Below are 6733 nucleotides of genomic sequence, written 5' to 3'. Positions count from 1 at the left end.
TCCCATCCCGAACTCGGAAGTGAAACGCAGCCGCGCCGATGGTAGTGTGCATCTCGCATGCAAGAGTAGGTCACCGCCAGGGGCTTTATCCCTCGAACGCCCCCACCGATCCCGGTGGGGGCGTTTCTTTGTGCGCCGCCCATGCTCACTCGCGACCGCCACCGCCAACACGCCCACCGCGCGAAAACGTGACGTCTTTTCAATATCCGGGACATCACGCCAGAAGCATCCCTGGAACAACCATGCAATCGCCTATCATGCTCAAGCAACCGATGACGGCGGCAGCGGAGCGCGACCTTGTTCGTACATGTCGAGACACGCCGACGCCGGCAATGGCAGTGGGCCACGTTGCTCATCGTCAGTGTGTGCGTACTGTGTTTCGTGTGGCTGGCCTTGCTGCCGCTGTCGCAACGGCTCGCCGTGTTGCAGGAATGGGGCACGGTACCGGCGAATATCTTCGATGCGCATGAGCCGCTGTGGCCGCAGCTGACCGATCCCTCGCTGTTGCGCCTGTTCACCGCGCTGTTCATCCACGTCACCTGGCTGCACCTGCTGAGCAACCTGCTGTTTCTGGTGATCTTCGGGCTGCCGGGCGAACGCACGCTGGGCTCGCTGCGCTTCGTGCTGCTGTTCGTGCTTGGCGGCGTCGTGGCGAACCTGATCGGCGCGCTGTCGCTGGTCGGCGTGCGCCTGCCGATCATCGGCTGCAGCGGTGCGGTGTCCGCGGTGGTCGGTACCTACGTCGCACTCTTCCCGCGCGCGCGGCTCGGACTGGTGCTGCCGCTGGGCCTGTATCTTGAGTTCGTACGGGTGCCGGCCTTCCTGCTGATCGGTATCTGGGTGCTGCTGCAACTGCTCTTCAGCTATGCCGGCCCAAGCTACGGTGCCTACGTATGGTGGGCACACATCGGTGGGTTCGTTTTTGGCGTGGTGTTCGCCCTGTTCTCACGCGATGCGATCGCGCGGCGCCTGCGGCACTGACGCGCAGCTCACCAGTGGCGGCCGCCGTGCGACAGGCCGTGATGGCGTGCGAAGCGCTGCAGCAATCGGCGCGCCACGGGCGTGGCCGCCACCTCTCGCAGGCTGCGTTGCGGGTCGAAGCCTTCGCGCTGCATGTCGGCGTGCTTGCGGCGGATATAGGCGCGCATCACGTCGGCGCTGAACTCCGGATGGAACTGGGTGCTGAGTGCATGCGGACCATAGCGCAGCAACTGATGCGGGTCGCGCGCCGAACGGGCCAGCACTATGGCGCCGGGCGGCGCCTCCAGCACGCTCTGCTCGTGCGTGGTATGAGCGCGAAAACTCCCCGGGAGTCGATTGACGAGAGGATCGCCGCCACCCGCATCCAGCCGCGCAATGGCTTGTGTGCCGATCTCGCGACCGCCCGGCAGATAATCGATGCGGCCGCCCAGCGCATGCGCCATCAGCTGGTGGCCGAAGCAGACACCGAACAACGGCAGTTCCGCGTCCATCGCGGCGCGGATCCAGCCGGCGGCATGCTCACTCCATGCGGCGCGCTCGGTGACCATCGCTGCCGAGCCGGTGATGATGGCACCGGCTACCGCGCCGGGTGACGGAAGCGCCTCGCCTGCTGCGACATCAACCACCTGCAGCCGCCGTGGCGGCAGTTGCGCGCCAAGCCGGAACCAGTGCGGGAAATCACCGTGGCGGGCACGGATGGCATCCGGGGCGCGGCCGGTGCGGATGATCAGGACGGGCTTCATGCGTGATGGGACGGAGTCTGTGCGTGTTCGTCGGGGTGCTCGATGGGCGGCAGCACGGCCAGCACTTCCTGCACGGTGGTAAGGCCGCGCCCCACCTGCTCGGCGGCGGAGATGCGCAGCGGCCGCATGCCCTCGGACAGTGCGGTTTCGCCGAAACCGCCAAGCTCCAGCTGCGCCGCGATCAGCCCACGCAACCGCGGCGAGATCGGCATCATCTCGTAGATGCCGGTGCGGCCCATGAAGCCGGTGTTGCGGCATTCCAGGCAGCCGACCGGCGCACACACCTTTTCGGGCACAGGCAGCGGCCAGCCGTGGGTGAGCGCGGCCCACTCGTGCGGATCCTGCGCGGCTTCGCACTTGCAATAGGGGCACAGGGTGCGCACCAGTCGCTGCGCCACCACGCCGGCAAGCGTGGACTGGATCAGGTAGTGCGGCACGCCGAGATCGAGCAGGCGGGTCACCGCGCTGGGCGCGTCGTTGGTATGAAGGGTGGAGAGCACCAGATGGCCAGTGAGTGAGGCCTGCACCGCCATCTGCGCGGTCTCCAGGTCGCGGATCTCGCCGACCATGATGATATCGGGGTCTTGCCGCAGCAGCGTGCGCACGCCGGCGGCGAAGTCGAGGTCGATTGAGGGCTGCACCTGCATCTGGTTGAACTCGGGGCTGACCATTTCGATCGGGTCTTCCACCGTGCACACGTTCATCGCCGGCGTGGCGAGGTGCTTGAGCGTGGAATACAGCGTGGTGGTCTTGCCCGAGCCCGTGGGGCCGGTGACCAGCACGATGCCGTGCGGACGCTCCACCATGTGCCGCCATTGCGCCGTCTCACGTTCGGAGAAGCCGAGCTGGGCGAAGTCCTTCACCACCAGGTCGGGATCGAAGATGCGCATGACCATCTTCTCGCCGAAGGCCGTGGGCATGCTGGAGACACGCAACTCCACCTCGCGGCCGGTGCTGGAGCGGGTCTTGATGCGGCCGTCCTGGGGACGGCGCTTCTCGGCCACGTCCATGCGCGCGAGGATCTTGATGCGCGCAGTCACCGCGCTCATCACCGGTGGCGGCAGCTCGAATACCTTGTGCATCACGCCGTCGATACGGAAACGCATCTGCCCGGCCTCGCGGCGCGGCTCGAGGTGGATGTCGGAGGCGCGCTGCTCGAAGGCATATTGCAGGAGCCAGTCGACGATGTGCACCACGTGACGGTCGTCGGCGCCCACCTCGCCGCTCTTGCCGAGCTCCACCAGCTGCTCGAAGTTGAGGATCGCCGAGGTGTCGTAGCCGCCGTTGGCCTTGGCGTCCTGCGCCAGCTGGATCGAGCGCTGGACGCCGTAGAACTCCTGCAGGTAGCGGTTGATGTCCAGCGGGCTCGACACCACGCGGTGCACGTCACGCCGCAGCATGTGCGAGAGGTCGGTGGCCCAGGCGGCGTCGAACGGCTCGGCGGTGGCGAAGGTCACCTCGCCGGGCGTCGCCGCCACCGGCAGGATGCGGTGCCGCTGCGCGTAGGCGTGGCTCACCACCTGGGTGACCGTGGCCACGTTGACCTTCATCGGGTCGATCTTGAGGTATGGCAGGCCGGCGTGGCCGGCCAGCCATTCGACCAGGCCTTCCAGGCTCAGTGGACGGCCAGGCTCGCGCTGGCTCGGCAGCTTGGCGTTCGCGATCAGCACCAGCGGGTGCAGTTCCACCGCACTGCGCCCGGAACGCGAGCCCATGCGTACCTGTCTGGCGTCTTCGGCGGTCAGGTAGCCGTCGACCACCAGTGCCGCGAGCAGCTCGTCCAGCTCCAGCCGGCCGCGGCGGCCGAGTAGGCTTGCGATTTGTGGCGATGCGGCCATCCGGACAACTCCCCGCGGCGCGGTGCAACGGCGGAAAACCGGTGCGCAAGCGTGCTGCAGCTATACTAACGCGCTTTGTTCACGGTCACGGAAAGCCATGTCCGCACGTACGTTCCAGGATGTGATCCAGACCCTCAACCGCTATTGGGGGGGGCAGGGTTGCGTGCTGTTGCAGCCGCTCGACACCGAGGTCGGCGCCGGCACCTTCCATCCGGCCACCTTCCTGCGTTCGCTGGGGCCGGAGCCCTGGTCCGCCGCCTACGTGCAGCCGTCCCGCCGCCCGACCGACGGCCGCTACGGCGAGAACCCCAACCGCCTGCAGCATTACTACCAGTATCAGGTGGTGATGAAGCCCAACCCCGACAACATCCTCGAGCTGTACATCGGCTCGCTCAGGGAACTGGGCCTCGACCCGCTGGTTCACGACCTGCGCTTCGTCGAGGACAACTGGGAATCGCCCACGCTGGGTGCCTGGGGACTGGGCTGGGAGGTCTGGCTCAACGGCATGGAAGTCACCCAGTTCACCTACTTCCAGCAGGCGGGTGGCCTGGAGTGCAAGCCGGTGACCGGCGAGATCACCTACGGCCTCGAGCGCCTGGCGATGTACCTCCAGAACGTGGACAACGTCTACGACCTGGTATGGACCGAAGGCCCGCATGGCACGGTCACCTACGGCGACGTATTCCACCAGAACGAGGTCGAGCAGAGCACCTACAACTTCGAGCACGCCAACGTGCCGGAACTGCTGCACTGGTTCGACGTGTGCGAAGCGACCGCGAACCAGCTGGTCGCGGCCAATCTGCCGTTGCCCGCCTACGAACAGGTGATGAAGGCCAGCCACACCTTCAACCTGCTCGACGCCCGCCGCGCGATCAGCGTCACCGAACGTCAGCGTTACATCCTGCGCGTGCGCACGCTGGCGCGTGCCGTGGCCGAAACCTACGTGGCGCAGCGCGAGAAGCTTGGCTTCCCGGGCCTGAGGAAGAACATCAAGGAGCAGGCCGCATGAGCGCCGCCAAGTCGCTGCTGGTCGAACTGGGTACCGAGGAGCTGCCGCCCAGGGCACTCGACGAATTGTCCGCCGCCTTCCTGCGCGGTATCTGCGACGGGCTGGCCAAGCGCGGCATCGAGGCCGCGCTGGACGAGGCAAAGGCCTGGTGCTCGCCGCGACGCCTGGCCGTCCATGTGCCGCGCGTCGCCGCGATGCAGCCGGAGCAGTCGGTCGAGCGCCGCGGCCCGGCGGTCAGCGCCGCGCTGGATGCCCAGGGGCAGCCGTCGAAGGCGCTCACGGGTTTCGCGCTGTCCTGCGGCGTGGATGTCGCGCAACTGGACAAGCTCGAAACCGACAAGGGCGCGTGGTTCGTGTTCCGCGCGGTGAAGCCCGGCCAGACGCTGGCGGCGTTGCTGCCGGAGATCGTGGACGAGGCGCTCAAGAACCTGCCGATCCCGCGCCCCATGCGCTGGGCCGACCACGACTACGCCTTCGTGCGTCCCGCGCACTGGCTGGTGATGCTGCACGGTGCCGACATCGTCGACGGCGAGGTGCTGGGCCTCAGGAGCGGCCGCAAGTCGCGCGGTCACCGCTTCATGCATCCGCAGCCGGTGCACGTGGCCGACGCCGACGGCTGGCTCGATGCCATGCGTGGCGCAAAGGTGCTGGCCGACCCCGCCGAGCGTCGCCAGCGGGTGCGCGATGAAGTCGCGCGCGTCGCCAGGGAAACCGGCGGCTTGCCGCGACTCGGCGATGCGCTGCTGGAAGAGATCGCGAACCTCACCGAGTGGCCGGTGGCGATCGCTTGCGGCTTCGAGCGCGATTTCCTCGCCGTGCCGCAGGAGGCGCTGGTCACCACCATGGAGACCAACCAGAAGTTCGTGCCGGTGTTCGACGCGTCCGGCCGGCTCACCGAGCATTTCATCGGCGTCGCCAACATCGAGTCGAAACAGCCTGGCGAGATCCGCAAGGGCTACGAGCGGGTGATCCGGCCGCGTTTCGCCGACGCGAAGTTCTTCTGGGACGAAGACCTCAAGACGCCGCTGGCGAGCCATCAGGAGCAGCTCAAGAGCGTCACCTACCAGCAGGCGCTGGGCAGCCTGTGGGACAAGAGCGTGCGCGTGGCCGAATTGGCGCGCGTCGTCGCCAACCGGGTCGGCGTCGATGCCGGCGCCGCCACGCACGCGGCGTCCCTGAGCAAATGCGACCTGCTCACTCGCATGGTGGGCGAGTTCCCCGAGCTGCAGGGCGTGATGGGCCGCTATTACGCAAGCCATGACGGCGAGCAGCCCGAGGTGGCCGTGGCGCTGGACAGCTATTATCAGCCGCGCTTCGCGCGCGACGGCATCGCCGCGGACAGGTTGGGCCAGGTGCTGGCCGTGGCCGAGCGCCTCGATACGCTGGCCGGCATCTTCGCGGTGGGCTTGAAGCCCGGCGGCAACAAGGACCCGTTCGCGCTGCGCCGCGCTGCGCTGGGCCTGGCGCGCACCCTGATCGAGGGCAAGCTGGAGCTGGACCTGCGTGCCGTGTTCATCGAGGCGCTGGAGCTGCTGCCCGAGGCGGCATTCCTGGCCGGCGTGAAACCTGGCAAGGACGGCAAGCCGCCGGCGATCGACGTCGGCCAGCGGCGGATGGCCCTGGTCGGCGAATTGATCGATTTCGTGCTGGACCGCCTGCGCGGCTATTACGCGGAGCAGGACTGCCCGGCCGAAGCCTACGAGGCCGTGCTCGCGGTGCGGCCGGACACCTTGCCCGACTTCGATCGCCGCCTGCGTGCCGTGGTCGAGTTCGGCGGCTTGCCCGAGGCGGCCAGCCTGGCGGCGGCGAACAAGCGCGTGGCGAACATCCTGCGCAAGCAGGCCGAGGAAACCGGCGAAGCGGTGCCCGCGCGCGAGGTGGACCCGGCCCATTTCGAGAACGATGCCGAACGCGCCTTGGCCGAAGCGCTCGAAGCGGCAGACCGGGAAACCAGCGAAGCGCTGGGGCGCGGCGACTACACCAGCGTACTGAAGCGACTCGCACAGTTGCAGGCGCCGGTGGACGCGTTTTTCGAACAGGTGCTGGTGAATGCCGAGAACCCGGCGGTGCGGCGCAATCGCCTTGCCTTGCTGGGCCGGCTCAAGGCCGGCTTCGGCGCGGTGGCCGACATCGCGTTGCTGCGCGATTGATTTCTGCGCTCA

General features: G+C 67.7%; 5 protein-coding genes and 1 rRNA gene. 4 read left to right on the top strand and 2 right to left on the bottom strand.

Annotated features, from left to right (window positions below):
- Together rrf and ACQGNW_RS00150 are read left to right on the top strand one after the other, a co-directional pair.
- Nucleotides 1–82, top strand: a 5S ribosomal RNA gene (gene rrf / locus ACQGNW_RS00155); the annotation flags it as partial.
- A 215-nt stretch (nucleotides 83–297) separates the two neighbouring features.
- A complete protein-coding gene (locus tag ACQGNW_RS00150) occupies nucleotides 298–981 on the top strand; it encodes a rhomboid family intramembrane serine protease (protein ID WP_426661037.1) in 684 nt (227 codons plus the stop codon).
- Between the two features lie 8 nt (nucleotides 982–989).
- Here ACQGNW_RS00150 and ACQGNW_RS00145 read toward each other — a convergent pair whose 3' ends face one another.
- Together ACQGNW_RS00145 and tfpB are read right to left on the bottom strand one after the other, a co-directional pair.
- Nucleotides 990–1724, bottom strand: coding sequence for a glutamine amidotransferase (locus ACQGNW_RS00145; RefSeq protein ID WP_426661036.1), 735 nt, complete (start codon nucleotides 1722–1724; stop codon nucleotides 990–992).
- Nucleotides 1721–3562, bottom strand: coding sequence for a type IV pilus assembly ATPase TfpB (tfpB, locus tag ACQGNW_RS00140; RefSeq protein WP_426661035.1), 1842 nt, complete (start codon nucleotides 3560–3562; stop codon nucleotides 1721–1723). Before tfpB ends, ACQGNW_RS00145 begins: the two co-directional genes overlap by 4 nt.
- Before the next feature lie 97 nt (nucleotides 3563–3659).
- Here tfpB and glyQ point away from each other — a divergent pair, with 97 nt between their 5' ends.
- Both glyQ and glyS read left to right on the top strand, forming a co-directional pair.
- Nucleotides 3660–4571 carry a glycine--tRNA ligase subunit alpha gene (gene glyQ / locus ACQGNW_RS00135; RefSeq protein WP_426661034.1) on the top strand — a complete coding sequence of 304 codons (912 nt, stop codon included), beginning with the start codon at nucleotides 3660–3662 and terminating at the stop codon, nucleotides 4569–4571.
- Nucleotides 4568–6721 (top strand): glycine--tRNA ligase subunit beta, encoded by a 2154-nt coding sequence (gene glyS, locus ACQGNW_RS00130; RefSeq protein WP_426661033.1) that lies wholly within the window; start codon nucleotides 4568–4570, stop codon nucleotides 6719–6721. The genes glyQ and glyS overlap by 4 nt, the downstream gene beginning before the upstream one ends.
- The last annotated feature ends 12 nt before the right edge of the window (nucleotides 6722–6733 follow it).

The sequence above is a fragment of the Rhodanobacter aciditrophus genome, from assembly GCF_050026795.1.
Classification (GTDB): domain Bacteria; phylum Pseudomonadota; class Gammaproteobacteria; order Xanthomonadales; family Rhodanobacteraceae; genus Rhodanobacter_A.
The sequence above is the reverse complement of the archived record's forward strand: the minus strand, read 5'-3'. Positions and strand labels throughout refer to the sequence as shown.

Excerpts from the sequence above, each read along its gene's own strand:
- ACQGNW_RS00145 (WP_426661036.1), bottom strand. The coding sequence starts at position 1,724 with ATGAAGCCCGTCCTGATCATCCGCACCGGCCGCGCCCCGGATGCCATC.
- tfpB (WP_426661035.1), bottom strand. The coding sequence starts at position 3,562 with ATGGCCGCATCGCCACAAATCGCAAGCCTACTCGGCCGCCGCGGCCGG.
- glyQ (WP_426661034.1), top strand. The coding sequence starts at position 3,660 with ATGTCCGCACGTACGTTCCAGGATGTGATCCAGACCCTCAACCGCTAT.
- glyS (WP_426661033.1), top strand. The coding sequence starts at position 4,568 with ATGAGCGCCGCCAAGTCGCTGCTGGTCGAACTGGGTACCGAGGAGCTG.